The organism is Pseudomonas sp. W2Aug9, assembly GCF_023127755.1.
GTDB classification, from domain to species: Bacteria; Pseudomonadota; Gammaproteobacteria; order Pseudomonadales; family Pseudomonadaceae; genus Aquipseudomonas; species Aquipseudomonas synxantha_A.
The window spans coordinates 292,106-310,308 of record NZ_SPKL01000037.1; the positions used below are offsets into that span (position 1 = coordinate 292,106).

Consider the following 18,203-nt stretch of genomic DNA (forward strand, 5'->3'; position numbering starts at 1 on the left):
CCCAGGTGATAGACAGGTAGGCAGGGTAGCGCGTGCCTCAGTCGCTGGCCAATCCGCGTGCGAGCAAATGCGTCACCAGGCGCGTGTGCACCTGTTGCAGATGCGGCACTGCCAACTGATGGCGGGCCGCGGCCTGGCAAGCGTAGCCCAGCAGGTAGCTGATCTCGGTACGTCGGGCGTTGGCGACGTCCTGGTACATGGAGGAATAGTTGGCGGCGGTGGCCTGGATTACTCGCTCGACTTCGCTGTGCAAGTCCTGTGCAGCCGCAGGCTGGCCGCAGCGCTCCAGCAGTTCGGCCAGCTCGGCGCAGAGCGTGGCGACCTCGCAGTGGTGGGCGCTTAAACCGCCGTTGCGGCAGTGGTACAGCACGGTCAGTGGGTTGATGGCGCAATTGAGCGCGAGCTTGCGCCACAGGCGCGTCAGGATATCAGTGGCCCATTCATGGGGAATGCCCGCCGCTTGCAGATCATCCAGCCACAGCGGTGGGGCGGGATGGCTCGCGTCACCCAGCCAAGTGTAGCCATGGCCGGCGAATACCACGCGCCAATCGCCATCGCGAAATGCACCTTCAGTGCTGGAGGCAAAGATGCAGCGCGCCGACGGCCATTGCGCAGCCACCGCGTCCTGGCTGCCGAGGCCGTTTTGCAGCAGGATCAATTCGGCGTCCGGTGCCAGTCGATGCTGCAACTGGGCGATGGCGCTTTGAGCGTCGTAGGCTTTGCATGCTACTAGCAGACGCCGAATCGGCTCTGGGCTGTCAGGCGTTTCGCCGATGACCGGATAAGTGTGTTCCACACCGCGTTCCACCAGGGTCAGCCCTTGGCCGGCGCGATAGCTGGCCAGGCGCGCCTGGTTACGAAGAATCAGCCTGACGGGCACGCCGGCGCGCGCCAGTCGCGTGGCCCAGAGGGTGCCCAGGCTGCCGGCGCCAAGAATATGCCAGGGGGTCGACATCAGTGTGTGCTCCATAAGGTCGCCAGCGGTGAACGGCGCGAAAGAACCGCTATAATGCCCCGGAATTTTAGCTCGGGCGCGCTCCATCTCTACTGAGCCCGCCCCTTATATTGGAGAAATCACATGCCTTCGTTCGACGTGGTATCTGAACTGGACAAACACGAAGTCACCAACGCCGTCGAGAACGCCGTCAAGGAACTGGACCGTCGCTATGACCTGAAAGGCAAGGGCAGCTTCGAATTCAAGGAAAAGGAACTGACCGTCAACCTGACCGCTGAAGCCGATTTCCAGCTGGAAGCGATGATCGAGATCCTCAAGCTGGCCCTGGTCAAGCGCAAGATCGACGTGCAGTGCCTTGAAGTCAAGGACGCCTACGCCTCCGGCAAGCTGATGAAGCAGGAAGCCGTGCTCAAGGAAGGCATCGACAAGGAGCTGGCGAAGAAGATCGTCGCGCATATCAAGGATGCCAAGCTGAAAGTCCAGGCCGCCATTCAGGGCGAGCAGGTGCGTGTCACCGGCAAGAAGCGCGATGATCTGCAAGAGGCTATTGCGGCCCTGCGTGCCAAGACTTTCGATATGCCGCTGCAGTTCAATAACTTCCGCGACTGATGGCACTTTGGGGAACCTGTGGGTGTTTTTGACGTCCCACGCCCCAGAATCAGTGCCTACAATTGAGCCCTTCGGGGCTCAATTGCGTTTTCAGGCAGTCAATAGAGCCCTATCGCCGCACCACAGGAGAAAGTAGATGGATTTGAACGCTGAAATGGATCACCTGATCAAGACCTCTCAGTCTTGGATCCCCATGATCATGGAATATGGCAGCCGGGTATTACTGGCAGTGATCACCCTGGCCATTGGCTGGTGGCTGATCAATGTCTTTACCCATCGTGTAGGCCGTTTGCTGGCCGTGCGCAACGCCGACCTGGCGCTGCAGCACTTCGTCACCAGCCTGGCGAACATTGCGCTGAAAGTCATGCTGATCGTCAGCGTGGCCTCGATGATCGGCGTGGCAACCACCTCGTTCGTCGCCGCCATCGGTGCGGCAACCCTGGCGATCGGCCTGGCATTGCAGGGCAGCCTGGCGAACTTCGCTGGTGGTGTGCTGATTCTGCTGTTTCGTCCGTTCCGCATCGGTGACTGGATCGAAGCGCAGGGCACCTCGGGTACCGTCGACAGCATCCAGATCTTCCACACGGTGATCCGTACCGGTGACAACAAGACAGTGATCGTGCCGAACGGCATCCTGTCCAATGGGATCATCACCAACACCAACCGCCAGCCGACCCGCAAAGTAGTGTTTGATGTGGGCGTGGACTATGAAGCCGACCTGCAAAAAGCCCGTGAGGTGTTGCTGGAGTTGGCCAAAGATCCACGCGTGCTGGCTGATCCTGCGCCTGTAGCGGTGGTCTCGACCCTGGGTGATAGCTCCATCACCGTTTCCCTGCGTTGCTGGACCAATACCCCGGATTATTGGGACGTGATGTTTATGTTTAATGAACTGGCACGTGACCGTTTGAAAGCGGCAGGGATTGATATTCCGTTTCCACAACGGGTTATTCGCGTGATGCAGGAAAGTGCGCCGAAATAACTTGGCGTACTGCTATCGAAGTTGGCCGAAAGGTCAGCTTTGACAAGCTAGTTACTTAGCTTGCTAGTTGTTTTCGGGATGAAATAAAACTGCAATAAAAAAGCCGCTCCCTGTTTAAACAGAGGAGCGGCTTTTTGTTTAAGGCCGAGGCCTCAAGTCATCGTTGTAATTAAACCGGCAATTACAAGATGTTCAGCGGGTACTGTGCGATCAGACGCAGTTCGTCCAGAGACGGCGATCCGTAGACGTTATCCGAGGAGCGATAAGTCGCTTGACGTAGACGTAGGCTCAGATCTTTGGCCGCACCGCTTTGGATCACATATTTAGCCTCGATATCGCGCTCCCACTCTTTGCCGTTGCTAGTGAGGTTGGTGTTGGCGCCGCTACCTGTTACGTAACGAGTCATGAAGCTCAGGCCAGGAATACCAAAGGTCGCCATGTTGATGTCGTAGCGAGCTTGAAACGACTTCTCGCCTTCAGCGTTGAAGTCGGAACGGGCGATGGAGTTGGCCAGGAAAACCGTGCCGCCGCCGTCTACGCCGTAGCCATACTGGCCGTCGCCGCTGACCTTTTGGGCTGCGAGGGTAAAGGTGTGAGCGCCAATGGTGTACGCACCTTGCAAGCTGAACGCACGGTTGTCGAGTTTGGTAGTACCGTCTTTATCAGCACGTACCAGGCCTGCGCCGTCGCTCTTGGTGTCGTAGATGTTGAAATCGACCGCCACGGACTGGTCATCGCTAAGCGCATGAGTCCAGTTCACGTTGGCGTAGAGCTTCTTCCAGTAGTCTTCGACCTTCGAGTAGTAGAGGCTGGTGGTGAACTCTGGAGTCCAGGCGTAAACGCCACCCACGAAATTGGCGTCTCGCAGGCCGCGGCTTGAGCCTGGCTCGGAGCTGGAGATACTGTCCCTGTAGGTTTGGTCCTGAGCAACAATCGACGTGAAGTGACCGGCTTCCAGTTTCAGGTCTTTGATTTCGTTGCTGGTGATGGAGATGCCTTGCGGCAGTTCCGGCAGCAAGCGGCTGTCATCCGAGGCAAAGACGGGGGCGGTAGTGTATTGATCGCCGACTTTCAGCACTGTGTTAGAAATGCGAAATTTTACTGCGGCGCCACCTTTAGAGTATTCATCCTGCGCGCGGCCATCGGAGCCGTTAGGGAACAGTCCAGTGTTCGCGCGGCCCTTGCCGCTGTCCAGTTTGATGCCCATCAAGCCGATGACATCGACACCGACACCGATGGTGCCTTGGGTGTAGCCCGAGCTGAATAGGCCGTGGAAACCTAGGCCGGTCTCTTCACGACGGCTCTGGCCGGAATCGTTGTTACGGAAGTCACGGCTGAAATAAAGGGTACGAGTCAGAATGCTGGCCGTACTGTCCTCAATAAAGCCCTTGGAATCGTCCTGGGCGGACGCCATTGCGAACTGCGAGGTGCCTGCTGAAACAGCCAGGGCGATCATGCTCCACTTCATCACGCGCATCGTGATTTGCTCCTTTGGTTTTAGGAAGAGTACTGCCGTCCCACCTGTATTTTTATCTGGGCGGCTCTTTCTTTTTGTGTCGGCGCAAAGTTATCTCACGCAGACCCTATTGACGATACTTACTCAACTATCCTTTCAGCTTCTTTACGAGGCTGTCGTAAATCGCTAGATCCATGTCGCAAATTCACAGCCAGAAATGTATCCAGGCTGACAACTTCAATGCTGTTTTTCAGACTTCTTTCAAAGTTTGAACACTTCCTTGATACACACTGAAACGCCGCTACTTTTATCGCGAAACACCTGCTTCCAGACGGGTGCCGTTGCCGACGATACGGGGGTGAATGCAACAAGCGTGCTCAAACGGGCGACCGAATGTCATTTTTTCGTGAAAAACGTGATGGGAATGTAAAAACCGCATAAGCACGGGCCTCTTACGCCGTTTGGTTTGGGCTTGACGTCCAGGGTGTTACCACTGTCGGGTGCCCCGCAAAACCTTCACTTGGGTAAAACGTTACCGGTTCACCCCCATCAGTGGGTAATTGGCGGATCCCTTTGACGCACGAATGGGTCATTTTGGTGCGTGCCCTAAAGGCCCGGTCTAGCGTAGATCAACTGTTTTTCTGCCTCCAAAAGGTGCATTTTTTACCCGCCTGCCTCAACAGTGCCAGGATTGGCCGTGAAGCCTCAGGCGTTCAAAGGTATGCTGGGCGCCTGTCCCGACCTGCCGAACGGAGTGCCCACGTGTTCGCCTTAGATCAACGCCTGCAACAAGATACCTTGGCCATTGGGGACTTCCCGCTCTGTCGCCTGCTGCTGTCCAATGACGCCAATTACCCCTGGTTCATTCTGGTGCCACGCATCGACGGTATCAGCGAAGTGTTTCAACTGGATGTCGCAGATCAACAAACCTTGTGGCAAGAAACGACGGCCCTGGCGCAACTGCTTAACGAGGGGCTGGCCGCTGACAAGATGAACATCGGTGCGCTGGGTAACGTCGTCAGCCAATTGCATGTGCATGTGATCGTGCGCAAACGCGATGACGCGGCCTGGCCGGCGCCGGTGTGGGGCAAGCATCCGGCCCGGCCCTATACCCAAGAGCAAGTGGCGGCGATTCGCGCTCGATTGCGTGCGCTGTTGCCTGCCGACTTCATCTTTACCCAGGACTGAATCATGGACCTGCAAGAGCGCGTTACCGACCTGGAAAGCCGCCTGGCCTTCCAGGACGACACCATCGAGACCCTCAACGACATCCTGGTCACACAGCAGCGGGCGGTTGAACGCCTGCAATTGCAAATGACGGCATTGCTCAAGCGCCAGGAAGAAATGGGCGGCCAGTTCGAGTCATCTGAAGAAGAAGCGCCGCCGCCGCACTATTGAAATGCACAGGCCATAAAAAACCGCGATCCAGCCAACGCCGGATCGCGGTTTTTTTTGCTGCGAAGGCTTGGGATCAGCGACGCGGCAGGGCAGCTATGACGTCTTCGGCTTGCAGGCCCTTGTCACGGTTCATCACCGAGAACTCCACGCGCTGGCCTTCGACCAGCACGCGATGGCCTTCGCCACGGATAGCCCGGAAGTGGACGAAGATATCGTCGCCCGAATCGCGGGAAATGAAGCCGAAGCCTTTGGAGGTGTTGAACCACTTGACGGTACCGGTATCCCGGTTGGTCATGTCGTAGTTTTGCGACGCGGCCGCCGGAGACGAACGGTAGAAGCTGATGGCCAGGTGAAGAACAATGGCAACCACAGCAATCACCAGGCTGAGCAGGATAGCCGGATGGCCACCCACTTCAGGCATAGGCGCCAAAAGGGTGAGGGTTTGAACAACAACAGTCAGCACCAGCAGCGCACTGACCAGGTTTTGCAGTTGATGACGCGTGCCTTTGTTCCAGTAAGGGATTACCGGTGCGAGCGTCAGGTTAAGAAGGCCGAACAAGGCCAGGTACAGAGCGTCATGTTGTTGCAGGTAGGGCAGGCTTTCAGGCTGCAGGCTCGGGATAAAGGACAGCAGCAAAGCTGCAACGCCCGTTAGCAGGTGGACGATTTTCAACATTTTGATTAACTCACGTTAAGACGGATCACAAGGAAGAGCTGACTGGCACGGTTCGCTTCTGAACAATGGGAGGCGTTGAGCACGTGCGCGGGTATCAGCCTATGTGAAGTGCCGCAGGAATAAACGGCAGCCACACGGCGTCTATTTAACAGCAAAGGCTGTGCCTACTCAAATCAAGCATTTCGGGGTGTTGCGACGGCAACGGCATTTGTGCAGCAAACGCTTGTCCTAGACAGGTGCAGGATTTTTTGGCGGGCGTTGCGAGACCGTTCCTACGGCTAAAAAGGCTTGCCAATTCGCGAGTTGCAAGCGATGCGGGGCGATTTGCCGCAGGTCGCCTGGGTGTGACGGGCTGCATGCGGCTCGCTCTCTTGCTAGAGTGGTCCTGCACCTGATCAATGAATACTCGTCAATTGAAGGGGAAAAACATGGCAATCGATATTGGTATCAGTGAAGAAGACCGTAAGTCCATCGTCGACGGACTTTCACGACTGCTGTCCGATACCTATGTTCTGTATCTGAAGACCCACAACTTCCATTGGAACGTCACAGGCCCCATGTTTCGTACGCTGCACTTGATGTTCGAGGAGCAGTACAACGAATTGGCGCTGGCGGTGGACTCCATTGCCGAGCGCATCCGTGCCCTGGGCTTCCCGGCGCCGGGCGCCTATTCAATCTACGCCCGCCTGTCTTCGATCAAGGAAGAGGAGGGTGTGCCGAGCGCCGAAGAGATGATCAAGCAACTGGTGGCCGGTCAGGAAGCGGTTACGCGTACCGCCCGAGGCATCTTCCCGCTGCTGGACAAGGTCAGCGATGAGCCGACGGCCGACCTGTTGACCCAGCGTATGCAGGTACACGAGAAAACCGCGTGGATGCTGCGTTCGCTGCTCGAAAACCAGTAACCGTCAAACCCGGGCGGCGCTGTTTCAGCGCTGCCTGCTTGTTTCCCTGCGCTTCCTGGCGTTGTCCTACGACTAACGACTCCCCGTCTTCTGGCTGCTGCACGCTGGGTGCTGTTTTATAGGCCCATCGTTCAATGGGAGAAGCCCATTGGCTGCTGTTTGGCAATGGAGTGTCGGGTGTATGTCACGTGGAATGGGTAAAGGAGTGATGGAAACCTGTGGTTTTCACAAGATAAAGGTCGACCCTTTTGCAAAAGGGTTCGATATGGGACTGGCCAAGCCGTTGTCGCGGTCGGTCAGGCTCAATGGGTTTTCGACCTGCCTGCGGCTTGAGCAGATCTACTGGAACATCCTGACGGAGATCGCCAGGATCAATGCCTGTTCGGTCAGTGCCTTGTTGTCCTATGTCGATCGGGAAGTGCATTTGCGTTACGGAGGCGTGAAGAACTTCAGTGGGCTGGTGAGGGTGGTGTGCGTGGTTCACGTGCTCAAGGGCCGGGTTGCTCCCGCCGCTGAGGGCACCTTCGCGTCGTAGCCCGGCGGCCCTGGGCCCGGCCTTCATCCTTGTGGGCCGGCCCCGGGGCAGAAAGCCGGCTGCGCTGTGTCGATTTACCAGATATAATCCCGCGCTTTGCTGCGCATGCCGGGGCTTTATGCACAGGGCAGGGCGTGGCGCTGTAACGATCTGATCGCCGAGACATCTCCATGCCCATGTACGACTATCAATGCGCTTCCTGTGGTCACCAGTTGGAAGCCATTCAGAAGATCAGCGCAGCGCCGCTGGTCGATTGCCCTGCCTGCCAGGCACCTGAGTTGAAGAAGATGTTGTCCATGCCGGGCTTCCGCCTGAGCGGCAGCGGCTGGTACGAGACTGATTTCAAGACCGGTGCCAAGAAGAACCTGGCCGGCGGCGACAAAGCAGACTGAGTTGAACTCTACGCGCAGGCTCCTGCATTATCCGTCCCCTGCTTTAATGTACGGTGACGAGGCGGGCCTGCCACCGAATTTCGAATTACGAGAAGTGAAACCACGACCATGATGCGCAGCCACTATTGCGGCCAACTGAACGAGACCCTGGAAGGTCAGGAAATCACCCTTTGCGGATGGGTTCACCGTCGCCGCGACCACGGCGGGGTGATCTTCCTCGATATCCGTGATCGCGATGGTCTGGCCCAGGTAGTGTTCGACCCGGACCGCGCCGAGAGCTTCGCCGCCGCCGACCGCGTGCGCAGCGAATACGTCGTCAAGATCACCGGCAAGGTACGCCTGCGTCCGGCCGGTGCCGTGAACAAGAACATGGCGTCCGGCGGCATTGAAGTGCTGGGCTATGAGCTGGAAGTGCTGAACGAGTCGGAAACCCCGCCGTTCCCACTCAACGAATACTCCGACGTTGGCGAAGAAACCCGCCTGCGCTACCGCTTCCTGGACCTGCGTCGTCCGGAAATGGCCGAGAAGCTGCGCCTGCGTTCGCGCATGACCACCAGCATTCGCCGTTTCCTGGATGAGAACGGCTTCCTTGATGTCGAGACGCCGATCCTCACCCGGGCTACCCCGGAAGGCGCACGTGACTACCTGGTGCCTAGCCGTACCCACGCCGGCAGCTTCTTCGCCTTGCCGCAATCGCCGCAGCTGTTCAAGCAACTGCTGATGGTGGCTGGCTTCGACCGTTACTACCAGATCGCCAAGTGCTTCCGTGACGAAGACCTGCGCGCTGACCGCCAGCCGGAATTCACCCAGATCGACATCGAGACCAGCTTCCTCGATGAAAAAGAGATCATGGGCCTGACCGAGCAGATGATCCGCAACCTGTTCAAGGAAGTGCTGGACCTGGAGTTCGGCGAATTCCCGCACATGACCTTCGAAGAAGCCATGCGCCGCTACGGTTCCGACAAGCCAGACCTGCGTAACCCGCTGGAACTGGTGGACGTGGCCGACCAGCTCAAGGATGTCGACTTCAAGGTGTTCAGCGGCCCGGCCAACGACCCTAAATGCCGCATTGCTGCCCTGCGCGTACCTGGCGGCGCGAGCATGCCGCGCAAGCAGATCGACGACTACACCAAGTTTGTCGGCATCTATGGTGCCAAGGGCCTGGCGTACATCAAGGTCAACGAGCGCGCCAACGGCGTTGACGGCCTGCAATCGCCGATCGTGAAAAACATCCCTGAAGCCAACCTGAACACGATCCTCGATCGTGTCGGTGCCGTTGACGGCGACATCGTGTTCTTCGGCGCCGACAAGGCCAAGATCGTCAGCGAAGCCCTGGGCGCGCTGCGTATCAAGCTCGGTCACGACCTGAACCTGCTGACCTGCGAATGGGCACCGATGTGGGTCGTCGACTTCCCGATGTTCGAAGAGAACGACGACGGCAGCTTCAGCGCGTTGCACCACCCGTTCACCGCGCCGAAGTGCTCCCCGCAGGAGTTGGAAGCCAACCCGGCAGGCGCACTGTCCCGTGCCTACGACATGGTGCTCAACGGTACTGAGCTGGGTGGCGGTTCGATCCGTATCCACCGCAAAGAGATGCAACAAGCGGTGTTCCGCCTGCTGGGCATCAACGAAGCGGAACAGGAAGAGAAGTTCGGCTTCCTGCTCGACGCCCTGAAATACGGCGCGCCACCGCACGGTGGTTTGGCGTTCGGCCTGGACCGTCTGGTGATGCTGATGACCGGCGCCCAGTCGATCCGTGAAGTGATCGCCTTCCCGAAAACCCAGAGCGCTGCGGACGTCATGACCCAGGCCCCGGGTGTGGTGGATGCCAAGGCGTTGCGCGAACTGCACATCCGTCTGCGCGAGACGCCGAAGGCTGAGTAAGGCTGCAGCGTGAAAGCGCGATAAGGTTGTACGCAGTCAAAAAGGCGCATCTTCGGATGCGCCTTTGCGTTTAAAAGAGGGAAATCCCGCCGGGGGCGGGATTGATAAGGTTTCTAGAGAATTTCGGAGTTGTGTTATGGCTGGCCATTCCAAGTGGGCGAACATCAAGCACCGCAAAGAGCGTCAGGATGCCAAGAAGGGCAAGATCTTCACCAAGTGGATTCGCGAACTGACCGTCGCAGCCCGTCAGGGCGGCGGTGACCCGGGCTCTAACCCGCGTCTGCGCCTGGCGCTGGACAAGGCGCTGGGTGCCAACATGAGCCGCGACATCATTGACCGCGCCGTGGCTCGTGGTGCCGGTGCGGCCGACACCGACGATATGGTCGAACTGACCTATGAAGGCTACGGCCCGGGCGGCGTGGCGGTGATGGTCGAGTGCATGACCGATAACCGCAACCGCACCGCCGCAGCCGTGCGCCACGCGTTCAGCAAATGCGGTGGCAACCTCGGCACGGATGGTTCGGTGGCCTACCTGTTCGAACGCAAAGGGCAGATCACCTTCGCTCCTGGCACCGATGAAGACGCGCTGATGGAAGCCGCGATGGAAGCGGACGCCGACGACGTGGTCACCAACGAAGACGGCTCTATCGATGTGTTTACCTCGTTCGCCAGCTTCTACGCCGTGCGTAATGCCCTGCAAGCTGCTGGTTTCAGCGGCACCGACGCGGAAATCGTGATGCTGCCGACCACCAGTGCCGAGCTGGACCTGGAGGGGGCGCAGAAGGTGTTGAAGATGCTGGATATGCTTGAAGACCTGGATGATGTGCAGAATGTGTATTCGAATGCCGACATCCCTGAGTCTGTGGCCGAACAGCTCACTTAAGAACGATGAATATCCCAATGTGGGAGGGGCTTGTGTGGGAGGGGGCTTGCTCCCGATGGCGGTGGGTCAGTCACAAATGTACTTACTGACACTCTCTCATCGGGAGCAAGCCCCCTCCCACATTAGAGTCTCTGTGTATCAAAAAATGTGTTTATCCAACCCGCAGGCGTTATGACTTTAATCCTAGGTATCGACCCCGGTTCGCGCATCACCGGTTTTGGCGTGGTGCAGCAGACCCCGCGTGGCTGCATCTATGTTGCCTCGGGCTGCATCCGCACCGGCGCAGGGGAATTGGCCGAGCGGCTGCAGATCGTCTATCGCGGCGTACGTGAAGTCATCCAGACCTACGGCCCGGTCACCATGGGCATCGAAAAGGTCTTCATGGCCAAGAACGCCGATTCGGCTCTCAAGCTCGGCCAGGCCCGTGGCGCTGCCATCGTGGCGGGTGCCGAGGAGGGCATGGAGATCGCTGAATACACCGCGACCCAGGTCAAACAGGCCGTGGTCGGCACCGGTGCAGCCAACAAGGAGCAGGTGCAGATGATGGTCATGCACATGCTCAAGCTCACTTCAAAACCGCAGATCGACGCCTCCGACGCCCTGGCCATCGCCATTTGCCATGCACACACCCGCTCCAGCCTGTTGCCTCACGGCTTGGGCACCGCACGTAGTCGTGGCGGGCGGCTGCGTCTCTGATAGCATCAGCGCAATCGTTATTTACGGTCAGGCCCTGACCTGACCCTCAAGCCTTAAGGATCTGAACCGTGATTGGACGCTTGCGCGGCACCCTGGCTGAGAAACAGCCGCCGCACCTGATTCTGGATGTGAATGGATTGGGTTATGAGCTGGAAGTGCCCATGACCACCTTGTATCGCCTGCCGTCGGTCGGCGAGCCGATAACCTTGCACACGCATTTAGTGGTGCGTGAAGACGCGCAACTGCTCTATGGTTTCATCGGCAAGCGCGACCGCGATTTCTTTCGCGAGCTGATTCGTCTCAATGGTGTAGGGCCAAAATTGGCCCTGGCCTTGATGTCGAGCCTGGAAGTGGATGAATTGGTGCGTGCTGTATCGGCCCAAGACACCTCGGCATTGACCAAGGTGCCGGGGGTGGGCAAGAAGACCGCCGAGCGCTTGTTGGTCGAGCTCAAGGACCGCTTCAAAGCCTGGGAGGTGGTGCCGAGCATGTTCGCCCTGGTACCGAACCAGCCGGATATGCCGGCCGCCCAGGTCGCCAGTGCCGAGAGCGATGCCGTCAATGCGCTGATCTCCCTGGGCTACAAGCCCCAGGAAGCCAGCAAGGCCGTATCGGCCATCAAGGACAAGAACCTGAGCGCTGAAGACATGATTCGCCGTGCCCTGAAGGGAATGATTTAAGTGATTGAAGCCGATCGTCTGATCGCGGCCACCGGCCCGCGTGACCGTGAAGAAGTCCAGGACCGGGCCATCCGCCCCCTGAGCCTGGCCGAATACATCGGCCAGCCCACCGTGCGCGAGCAGATGGAGCTGTTTATCCAGGCCGCACGCGGGCGCAGTGAGTCCCTGGACCACACCCTGATCTTCGGCCCGCCGGGTTTGGGCAAGACTACCCTGGCCAATATCATCGCCCAGGAAATGGGCGTGTCGATCAAGTCCACCTCCGGCCCGGTGCTGGAGCGTCCTGGAGACCTGGCGGCACTGCTGACCAATCTTGAACCCCATGACGTGCTGTTTATCGACGAAATCCATCGGTTATCACCGATTGTCGAAGAAGTGCTGTACCCGGCGATGGAAGACTTCCAGCTCGACATCATGATCGGCGAAGGCCCGGCAGCCCGTTCGATCAAGCTCGACCTGCCACCTTTCACCCTGGTGGGCGCGACCACGCGTGCGGGTATGCTGACCAACCCGTTGCGAGACCGTTTCGGCATTGTTCAACGTCTGGAGTTCTATAGCACCGCTGATCTGGCGACCATCGTCAGCCGTTCGGCGAGCATCCTTGGCTTGCCCCTGGACCCGGAAGGCGCCTTTGAAATCGCCCGGCGCGCGCGCGGCACGCCACGTATCGCCAACCGTTTGCTGCGCCGCGTGCGCGATTTTGCCGAAGTGCGTGCCAAAGGGCACATCACCAAGGCGGTCGCGGACCTGGCCTTGAACCTGCTGGACGTGGACGAGCACGGCTTCGATCACCAGGATCGACGTCTACTCTTGACCATGATCGAGAAGTTCGACGGTGGCCCGGTCGGCGTGGACAGCCTGGCGGCGGCTATCAGTGAAGAGCGCCATACCATTGAGGATGTGCTGGAGCCGTACCTGATCCAGCAAGGCTATATCATGCGTACACCGAGGGGCCGGGTGGTGACGCGCCATGCCTATTTGCACTTTGGGCTAAACATTCCGTCACGATTGGGCGAGATGCCTGCGGTAGACGAATTCCTTGATGCAGTGGACGATTAAAAAGCTAACGCCGGACGATTTATCTGAGCTTTGTGCTGTCCCAGTGTCTGGCGTCGTCATTTGAGTCACTGCAAAAGCGTTCAGGAATGAAAAAACAGTTGTCCAGCCGGATTGGCAACCTGAGGAGTAAGCACTAGAGTATGCGCGCGCAAAACGGGGATCAGTCGTTCGCACATCGCTGTCGCGTTTATTACGAGGACACCGATGCCGGCGGCATCGTGTATTACGTCAACTACCTGAAATTCATGGAGCGGGCTCGAACCGAGCGGCTACGGGAGCTGGGCTTTGCCCAATCCACGCTGGCAGGGGAGGACCTGTTATTCGTCGTGCATTCCAGCGAGGCGCGTTATCACGCACCGGCGCGACTGGACGATGAATTGCTGGTCAGCGCTGAGGTCATCGAATTGAACCGTGCCAGCCTGCGATTCAAACAGCAGGTCAGGCGGGCAACGGATGCAACGCTGCTCTGTGAGGGGCAGTTCCTGGTGGCATGTGTACGCACCAACAGTTTGAAACCTCGGGCCATTCCCGAAACTCTACGCGCGGCCTTTGCCGCCGTGAGCGGCGCGGGTAAACAATCAAAGCAGGAGATTTAGCGTGGAACCTACCGTCGTCGACCATTCCTCCATGTGGAGCCTGGTCAGCAATGCCAGTGTCGTGGTTCAACTGGTCATGCTGACCCTGGTAGCCGCATCGGTTACCTCTTGGGTCATGATTTTTCAGCGCAGCAACATGCTGCGCGCCGGTCGACGTGCCCTGGAGAGCTTCGAAGAGCGCTTCTGGTCGGGTATCGACCTGTCCAAACTGTACCGCCAGGCCGGCAGCAACCCGGACCCGGATTCGGGCGTCGAGCAGATCTTCCGTGCCGGTTTCAAGGAATTCTCGCGCCTGCGCCAGCAGCCGGGTGTCGACCCTGAAGCGGTGATGGAAGGCGTGGCCCGTGCCATGCGCGTGGCCATCTCCCGCGAAGAAGAGAAACTCGAGCAGGGCCTGCCGTTCCTCGCCACCGTCGGTTCCGTCAGCCCGTACATCGGCCTGTTCGGTACCGTATGGGGGATCATGAACTCCTTCCGCGGCCTGGCCCAGGCCCAGCAAGCCACGCTGGCCACCGTGGCCCCGGGTATTGCCGAAGCCCTGATCGCCACCGCGATCGGCCTGTTTGCCGCTATCCCCGCAGTAATCGCCTACAACCGTTTTGCCGCAACCAGCGAAACCTTGATCGGCCGTTACTACACCTTCGCCGATGAATTCCAGGCGATCCTGCACCGTAAAGTGCACACCAGCGAAGAATAAGCAGGTAATTCCCAATGGCTTTAATCGCTCGAGCTCGCAAAAAGCGCAAGCCGGTCGCCGAGATGAACGTAGTGCCCTACATCGACGTGATGCTGGTGCTGCTGGTGATCTTCATGGTGACCGCGCCGATGCTCAACCAGGGCGTGAAGGTTGATCTGCCCAAGGTTTCCAGTGAAGCCTTGCCGCAGGACAACAACACGCAGGTCCTGACCATTTCGATCAAGGCTGACAAGACCTATTACTGGAACCTTGGCAGCGAAGTCGACACCCAGAAGCAGCAGGACAAGGCCCTGACTTTGCCGGCGATGACCGATGCGGTGACCAAGATCATTCGCTCCGGCAACGAAGGCGGCAAGCACACTCAGGTATTTATCCGCGGCGACAAATCGGTCGACTACGGCTCCGTCATGGGTGCCATGGGCGGGCTGCAGAAAGCCGGCGTCGGTAACGTTGGCTTGATTACCGAGGCGCCCTGATGCAGCAACAGCGAGAGCCGTCCGCCTCGGAAAGCTACTTCTGGCCTGGCGTGTGGGCGATAGCCCTGCACGTCCTGGTGTTCGGCATGCTGTTTGTCAGCTTTGCCATGACCCCGGACCTGCCGCCAGCCAAGCCGATCGTGCAGGCGACCCTGTATCAGCTGAAATCGAAAAGCCAGGCCACCACCCAGACCAATCAGAAGATTGCAGGTGAGGCCCAGAAGTCGGCTGCGCGCCAGACTGAAGTCGAGCAGATGGAACAGAAGAAGGTCGAGCAGGAAGCGGTGAAGGCTGCTGCGGAACAAAAGAAAGAAGAGGCGGCTCAAAAGGCCGAGGAATCGAAAAAGGCCGACGAAGCCAAGAAAGCCGACGAGGCGAAAAAGGCTGATGAAGCCAAGAAAGCCGAGAAAGCTGCCGAAGCCAAAAAGGCTGAAGAGAAACAATTGGCTGATATAGCCAAGAAGAAATCTGAAGAAGAAGCCAAGAAGGCTGCCGAGGAAGAGGCCAAGAAAAAGGCCGCTGAAGAAGCCAAGAAAAAGATAGTCGAAGACGCGAAGAAGAAAGCCGCCGAAGACGCCAAGAAAAAAGCTGAAGCAGACGAGGCGAAGAAGAAAGTCGCCGACGAAGCGAAGAAGAAAGCTGCCGCCGACGCCTCCAAGAAAAAGGCCCAGGAAGCAGCACGCAAATCCGCCGAAGAGAAAAAGGCCCAGGCCCTGGCAGATTTGCTTTCCGACACGCCGCAGCGTCAGCAAGCCCTGGCCGATGAACGTGGTGATGAAGTCGCGGGCAGTTTCGACGACCTGATTCGGGCGCGGGCAGCGGAAGGTTGGACGCGTCCACCTTCGGCACGCAAAGGCATGACAGTAGTGCTGCAGATCGGCATGTTGCCGGACGGTACGGTGACTTCGGTCAGCGTGGCCAAGTCCAGTGGTGACGGTACGTTCGACAGTTCAGCGGTTGCCGCGGTCAAGAATATTGGCCGGTTGACCGAGATGCAGGGAATGAAACCAAGTGACTTCGCTCCCTATCGTTCATTCAAGATGACATTCACACCTGAGGATCTAGCCTTGTGAGAAACCTTCTTCGAGGAATGCTTGTCGTTATTTGCTGTATGGCAGGGATAGCGGCGGCGGATGAAAAGAACATCCTGGTAACCAGCGGCAGCGATCGGGCTACTCCGATTGCAGTCGTACCCTTCGGTTGGCAGGGCGGCAGCGTGCTGCCGGACGACATGGCCCAGATCGTCAGCGACGACCTGCGTAACTCCGGTTACTACGCGCCGATTCCCAAAGGCAACATGATCAGCCAGCCCAACCAGGTCAGCGAAGTCGTGTTCCGTGACTGGAAAGCCGTGGGCGCGCAGTACGTGATGGTCGGCAACATCACGCCGGCCGGTGGTCGCCTGCAGATCCAGTACACGTTGTTCAACGTGGCCACCGAGCAGCAGGTCCTGACCGGCAGCGTATCGGGTACCGCCGAGCAACTGCGCGACATGGCCCACTACATCTCGGACCAGTCGTTTGAAAAGCTCACCGGTATCAAAGGAGCGTTCTCGACGCGCCTGCTGTATGTCACGGCTGAGCGTTTCTCGGTAGACAACACCCGCTACACCCTGCAACGTTCGGACTACGACGGCGCACGTGCAGTGACCTTGCTGCAGTCCCGCGAGCCAATCCTGTCGCCGCGCTTCGCGCCGGACGGCAAGCGTATTGCCTACGTATCGTTCGAACAGCGTCGCCCGCGCATCTTCGTGCAGCACATTGATACGGGTCGTCGCGAGCAGATCACCAACTTTGAAGGCCTCAACGGTGCGCCAGCCTGGTCGCCGGATGGTTCGCGCCTGGCTTTCGTGCTCTCCAAGGACGGCAACCCGGATATCTACGTGATGAACATGGCCTCGCGCCAACTGAGTCGCGTGACCAGCGGCCCGGGTATCAACACCGAACCGTTCTGGGGTAAGGATGGTTCGACCATCTACTTCACCTCCGACCGTGGCGGCAAGCCTCAGGTCTACAAGGCAAACGTGAACGGTGGTGGTGCTGAGCGTGTGACCTTTATCGGTAACTACAACGCCAACCCCAAGCTTTCGGCCGATGAAAAGACGTTGGTGATGATTCACCGTCAGGATGGTTTCACTAATTTCCGGGTTGCGGCCCAGGATTTGCAGCGCGGAACCGTTAAAATCCTTACAGATACCAACCTTGATGAGTCAGCCACTGTTGCGCCCAACGGCACCATGGTAATCTACGCCACCCGCCAGCAGGGCCGGGGAGTCTTGATGCTCGTGTCCATCAATGGACGCGTAAGGCTCCCACTTCCTACCGCACAAGGCGAAGTCAGAGAACCATCCTGGTCCCCTTACCTGAACTGACGCGGCGCTACAAAAAGAAGTACTTAACACACTGGGGTTCATTAGGAGTTTCACGATGGAAATGCTGAAGTTTGGTAAGTTTGCTGCTCTGGCTCTGGCTCTGTCCGTAGCCGTTGGTTGCTCCTCTAAAGGCGGCGACAATGCCGGTGAAGGCGCAGCTGTTGATCCAAACGCTGGTTACGGCGCTAACACTGGTGCGGTCGACGGCTCCCTGAGCGAAGAAGCTGCTCTGCGCGCTATCACCACTTTCTACTTCGAATACGACAGTTCGGACCTGAAGCCAGAAGCCATGCGCGCTCTGGACGTTCACGCCAAGGACCTGAAAGCTAACGGCGCTCGCGTTGTTCTGGAAGGTAACACTGACGCCCGTGGTACTCGTGAGTACAACATGGCACTGGGCGAGCGTCGTGCGAAAGCCGTTCAGCGCTACCTGGTACTGCAAGGTGTTGCTCCAGGCCAACTGGAACTGGTTTCCTACGGTAAAGAGCGTCCAGTTGCAACTGGCAACGACGAGCAGTCGTGGGCTCAGAACCGTCGCGTCGAACTGCGTAAGTAATTCGTCATGCGAACGTGCCGTCGTGCTCTGACTGTATTGGCTCTCAGCCTCGCACCGCTTGCGGTGTGGGCTGCGGTTCCTGTAACGGATAGCAACTCAGGCTATAACAATAGCGGGAGCAGTTATCCGCCAGCGGGTTATGGCACGAACGGCGCCTATGCGGGGGGAGCGGCTACGTCCGCTCCCTCGGCACAGGGCGAGCTGTTCAACCAACTGCAACGCATGCAGGATCAATTGTCGCAGCAACAAGGCGCCATTGAAGTGCTGCAGAACCAGGTGAACCAGCTCAAGCAAGAAGGCCTGGAGCGATACCAGGATCTTGATCGTCGTATTGGAGCCGGCGTTGCACCTGCCGCTACTCCTGATAATTCTGCTGCCGGTGGCGCGCCAAGCGCTGCTGCCG

22 protein-coding genes are annotated in these 18,203 nt (G+C 58.4%); 19 read left to right on the plus strand and 3 right to left on the minus strand.

From position 1 onward, the window contains the following. Positions 1-37 precede the first annotated feature (37 nt). Positions 38-955, minus strand: coding sequence for a putative 2-dehydropantoate 2-reductase (locus E3O56_RS25900; protein ID WP_248092601.1), 918 nt, complete (start codon positions 953-955; stop codon positions 38-40). A gap of 123 nt (positions 956-1,078) precedes the next feature. On the opposite strand from E3O56_RS25900, the gene E3O56_RS25905 reads away from it, so the two are divergent. Together E3O56_RS25905 and E3O56_RS25910 are read left to right on the plus strand one after the other, a co-directional pair. After that, the gene (locus E3O56_RS25905; RefSeq protein ID WP_003193880.1) at positions 1,079-1,564 is read left to right on the plus strand and encodes a YajQ family cyclic di-GMP-binding protein; all 486 of its coding nucleotides are present in this window, start codon (positions 1,079-1,081) and stop codon (positions 1,562-1,564) included. A 136-nt stretch (positions 1,565-1,700) separates the two neighbouring features. Further along, positions 1,701-2,543 carry a mechanosensitive ion channel family protein gene (locus E3O56_RS25910; RefSeq protein WP_032879695.1) on the plus strand — a complete coding sequence of 281 codons (843 nt, stop codon included), beginning with the start codon at positions 1,701-1,703 and terminating at the stop codon, positions 2,541-2,543. Positions 2,544-2,724: 181 nt separating this feature from the next. Here the strand turns inward: E3O56_RS25910 and E3O56_RS25915 are convergent, their stop codons facing one another. Further along, positions 2,725-4,020: an OprD family porin gene (locus E3O56_RS25915; protein WP_032879697.1), complete on the minus strand. Its 1,296-nt coding sequence runs from the start codon at positions 4,018-4,020 to the stop codon at positions 2,725-2,727. A 741-nt stretch (positions 4,021-4,761) separates the two neighbouring features. Between E3O56_RS25915 and E3O56_RS25920 the strand changes: the two genes are divergently transcribed. Both E3O56_RS25920 and E3O56_RS25925 read left to right on the plus strand, forming a co-directional pair. Next, positions 4,762-5,187, plus strand: coding sequence for an HIT domain-containing protein (locus E3O56_RS25920; protein ID WP_032879698.1), 426 nt, complete (start codon positions 4,762-4,764; stop codon positions 5,185-5,187). Between the two features lie 3 nt (positions 5,188-5,190). Then, entirely contained in the window at positions 5,191-5,397 is a 207-nt protein-coding gene (locus E3O56_RS25925) for a SlyX family protein (RefSeq protein ID WP_005790924.1), read from the plus strand. Between the two features lie 73 nt (positions 5,398-5,470). Here the strand turns inward: E3O56_RS25925 and E3O56_RS26840 are convergent, their stop codons facing one another. Next, positions 5,471-6,073 (minus strand): cold-shock protein, encoded by a 603-nt coding sequence (locus E3O56_RS26840; protein WP_005790922.1) that lies wholly within the window; start codon positions 6,071-6,073, stop codon positions 5,471-5,473. 428 nt (positions 6,074-6,501) lie between these two features. On the opposite strand from E3O56_RS26840, the gene E3O56_RS25935 reads away from it, so the two are divergent. From E3O56_RS25935 to E3O56_RS26005, 15 genes are all read left to right on the plus strand, one after another. Beyond that, the gene (locus E3O56_RS25935; protein WP_003193874.1) at positions 6,502-6,975 is read left to right on the plus strand and encodes a Dps family protein; all 474 of its coding nucleotides are present in this window, start codon (positions 6,502-6,504) and stop codon (positions 6,973-6,975) included. Between the two features lie 181 nt (positions 6,976-7,156). Continuing rightward, positions 7,157-7,510: a ribbon-helix-helix domain-containing protein gene (locus E3O56_RS25940; RefSeq protein WP_032803701.1), complete on the plus strand. Its 354-nt coding sequence runs from the start codon at positions 7,157-7,159 to the stop codon at positions 7,508-7,510. A 170-nt stretch (positions 7,511-7,680) separates the two neighbouring features. Further along, entirely contained in the window at positions 7,681-7,902 is a 222-nt protein-coding gene (locus tag E3O56_RS25945; RefSeq protein WP_003193872.1) for a zinc ribbon domain-containing protein, read from the plus strand. Between the two features lie 108 nt (positions 7,903-8,010). Continuing rightward, positions 8,011-9,786, plus strand: a complete 1,776-nt coding sequence (gene aspS / locus E3O56_RS25950) for an aspartate--tRNA ligase (RefSeq protein ID WP_005790914.1) — start codon at positions 8,011-8,013, stop codon at positions 9,784-9,786. A 136-nt stretch (positions 9,787-9,922) separates the two neighbouring features. Further along, positions 9,923-10,669 (plus strand): YebC/PmpR family DNA-binding transcriptional regulator, encoded by a 747-nt coding sequence (locus tag E3O56_RS25955; protein WP_032879699.1) that lies wholly within the window; start codon positions 9,923-9,925, stop codon positions 10,667-10,669. Between the two features lie 171 nt (positions 10,670-10,840). Beyond that, the gene (gene ruvC / locus E3O56_RS25960; RefSeq protein ID WP_005790910.1) at positions 10,841-11,365 is read left to right on the plus strand and encodes a crossover junction endodeoxyribonuclease RuvC; all 525 of its coding nucleotides are present in this window, start codon (positions 10,841-10,843) and stop codon (positions 11,363-11,365) included. Between the two features lie 68 nt (positions 11,366-11,433). Continuing rightward, a complete protein-coding gene (ruvA, locus tag E3O56_RS25965; protein ID WP_003193868.1) occupies positions 11,434-12,045 on the plus strand; it encodes a Holliday junction branch migration protein RuvA in 612 nt (203 codons plus the stop codon). Continuing rightward, positions 12,046-13,104 carry a Holliday junction branch migration DNA helicase RuvB gene (ruvB, locus tag E3O56_RS25970; protein ID WP_005790907.1) on the plus strand — a complete coding sequence of 353 codons (1,059 nt, stop codon included), beginning with the start codon at positions 12,046-12,048 and terminating at the stop codon, positions 13,102-13,104. It begins immediately after the preceding gene. A gap of 140 nt (positions 13,105-13,244) precedes the next feature. Then, complete coding sequence (gene ybgC, locus E3O56_RS25975) at positions 13,245-13,700, plus strand: tol-pal system-associated acyl-CoA thioesterase (RefSeq protein WP_003175800.1); 456 nt, start codon at positions 13,245-13,247, stop codon at positions 13,698-13,700. Position 13,701: 1 nt separating this feature from the next. After that, positions 13,702-14,397 (plus strand): protein TolQ, encoded by a 696-nt coding sequence (tolQ, locus tag E3O56_RS25980; RefSeq protein WP_003193865.1) that lies wholly within the window; start codon positions 13,702-13,704, stop codon positions 14,395-14,397. A 23-nt stretch (positions 14,398-14,420) separates the two neighbouring features. Next, the gene (gene tolR / locus E3O56_RS25985) at positions 14,421-14,873 is read left to right on the plus strand and encodes a protein TolR (protein WP_161793227.1); all 453 of its coding nucleotides are present in this window, start codon (positions 14,421-14,423) and stop codon (positions 14,871-14,873) included. Next, the gene (tolA, locus tag E3O56_RS25990; RefSeq protein ID WP_005790902.1) at positions 14,873-15,946 is read left to right on the plus strand and encodes a cell envelope integrity protein TolA; all 1,074 of its coding nucleotides are present in this window, start codon (positions 14,873-14,875) and stop codon (positions 15,944-15,946) included. The genes tolR and tolA overlap by 1 nt, the downstream gene beginning before the upstream one ends. 17 nt (positions 15,947-15,963) lie before the next feature. After that, complete coding sequence (gene tolB, locus E3O56_RS25995; protein ID WP_248129175.1) at positions 15,964-17,244, plus strand: Tol-Pal system beta propeller repeat protein TolB; 1,281 nt, start codon at positions 15,964-15,966, stop codon at positions 17,242-17,244. A 55-nt stretch (positions 17,245-17,299) separates the two neighbouring features. Further along, positions 17,300-17,800 carry a peptidoglycan-associated lipoprotein Pal gene (gene pal, locus E3O56_RS26000; RefSeq protein ID WP_003193861.1) on the plus strand — a complete coding sequence of 167 codons (501 nt, stop codon included), beginning with the start codon at positions 17,300-17,302 and terminating at the stop codon, positions 17,798-17,800. Positions 17,801-17,806: 6 nt separating this feature from the next. Continuing rightward, the coding region (locus E3O56_RS26005; RefSeq protein ID WP_282446931.1) for a YbgF trimerization domain-containing protein at positions 17,807-18,203 on the plus strand (397 nt) is incomplete at its 3' end.

What these genes read in the sequence shown, in the direction of transcription:
- ybgC (WP_003175800.1), top strand. Translation starts at nt 13,245, where the DNA reads ATGCGCGCGCAAAACGGGGATCAGTCGTTCGCACATCGCTGTCGCGTT.
- E3O56_RS25945 (WP_003193872.1), top strand. Translation starts at nt 7,681, where the DNA reads ATGCCCATGTACGACTATCAATGCGCTTCCTGTGGTCACCAGTTGGAA.
- pal (WP_003193861.1), top strand. Translation starts at nt 17,300, where the DNA reads ATGGAAATGCTGAAGTTTGGTAAGTTTGCTGCTCTGGCTCTGGCTCTG.
- E3O56_RS25955 (WP_032879699.1), top strand. Translation starts at nt 9,923, where the DNA reads ATGGCTGGCCATTCCAAGTGGGCGAACATCAAGCACCGCAAAGAGCGT.
- E3O56_RS25925 (WP_005790924.1), top strand. Translation starts at nt 5,191, where the DNA reads ATGGACCTGCAAGAGCGCGTTACCGACCTGGAAAGCCGCCTGGCCTTC.
- ruvC (WP_005790910.1), top strand. Translation starts at nt 10,841, where the DNA reads ATGACTTTAATCCTAGGTATCGACCCCGGTTCGCGCATCACCGGTTTT.
- E3O56_RS25940 (WP_032803701.1), top strand. Translation starts at nt 7,157, where the DNA reads ATGTCACGTGGAATGGGTAAAGGAGTGATGGAAACCTGTGGTTTTCAC.
- E3O56_RS25935 (WP_003193874.1), top strand. Translation starts at nt 6,502, where the DNA reads ATGGCAATCGATATTGGTATCAGTGAAGAAGACCGTAAGTCCATCGTC.
- E3O56_RS26840 (WP_005790922.1), bottom strand. Translation starts at nt 6,073, where the DNA reads ATGTTGAAAATCGTCCACCTGCTAACGGGCGTTGCAGCTTTGCTGCTG.
- E3O56_RS25905 (WP_003193880.1), top strand. Translation starts at nt 1,079, where the DNA reads ATGCCTTCGTTCGACGTGGTATCTGAACTGGACAAACACGAAGTCACC.
- aspS (WP_005790914.1), top strand. Translation starts at nt 8,011, where the DNA reads ATGATGCGCAGCCACTATTGCGGCCAACTGAACGAGACCCTGGAAGGT.
- tolB (WP_248129175.1), top strand. Translation starts at nt 15,964, where the DNA reads ATGCTTGTCGTTATTTGCTGTATGGCAGGGATAGCGGCGGCGGATGAA.
- E3O56_RS25915 (WP_032879697.1), bottom strand. Translation starts at nt 4,020, where the DNA reads ATGCGCGTGATGAAGTGGAGCATGATCGCCCTGGCTGTTTCAGCAGGC.
- E3O56_RS25900 (WP_248092601.1), bottom strand. Translation starts at nt 955, where the DNA reads ATGTCGACCCCCTGGCATATTCTTGGCGCCGGCAGCCTGGGCACCCTC.
- tolA (WP_005790902.1), top strand. Translation starts at nt 14,873, where the DNA reads ATGCAGCAACAGCGAGAGCCGTCCGCCTCGGAAAGCTACTTCTGGCCT.
- E3O56_RS25910 (WP_032879695.1), top strand. Translation starts at nt 1,701, where the DNA reads ATGGATTTGAACGCTGAAATGGATCACCTGATCAAGACCTCTCAGTCT.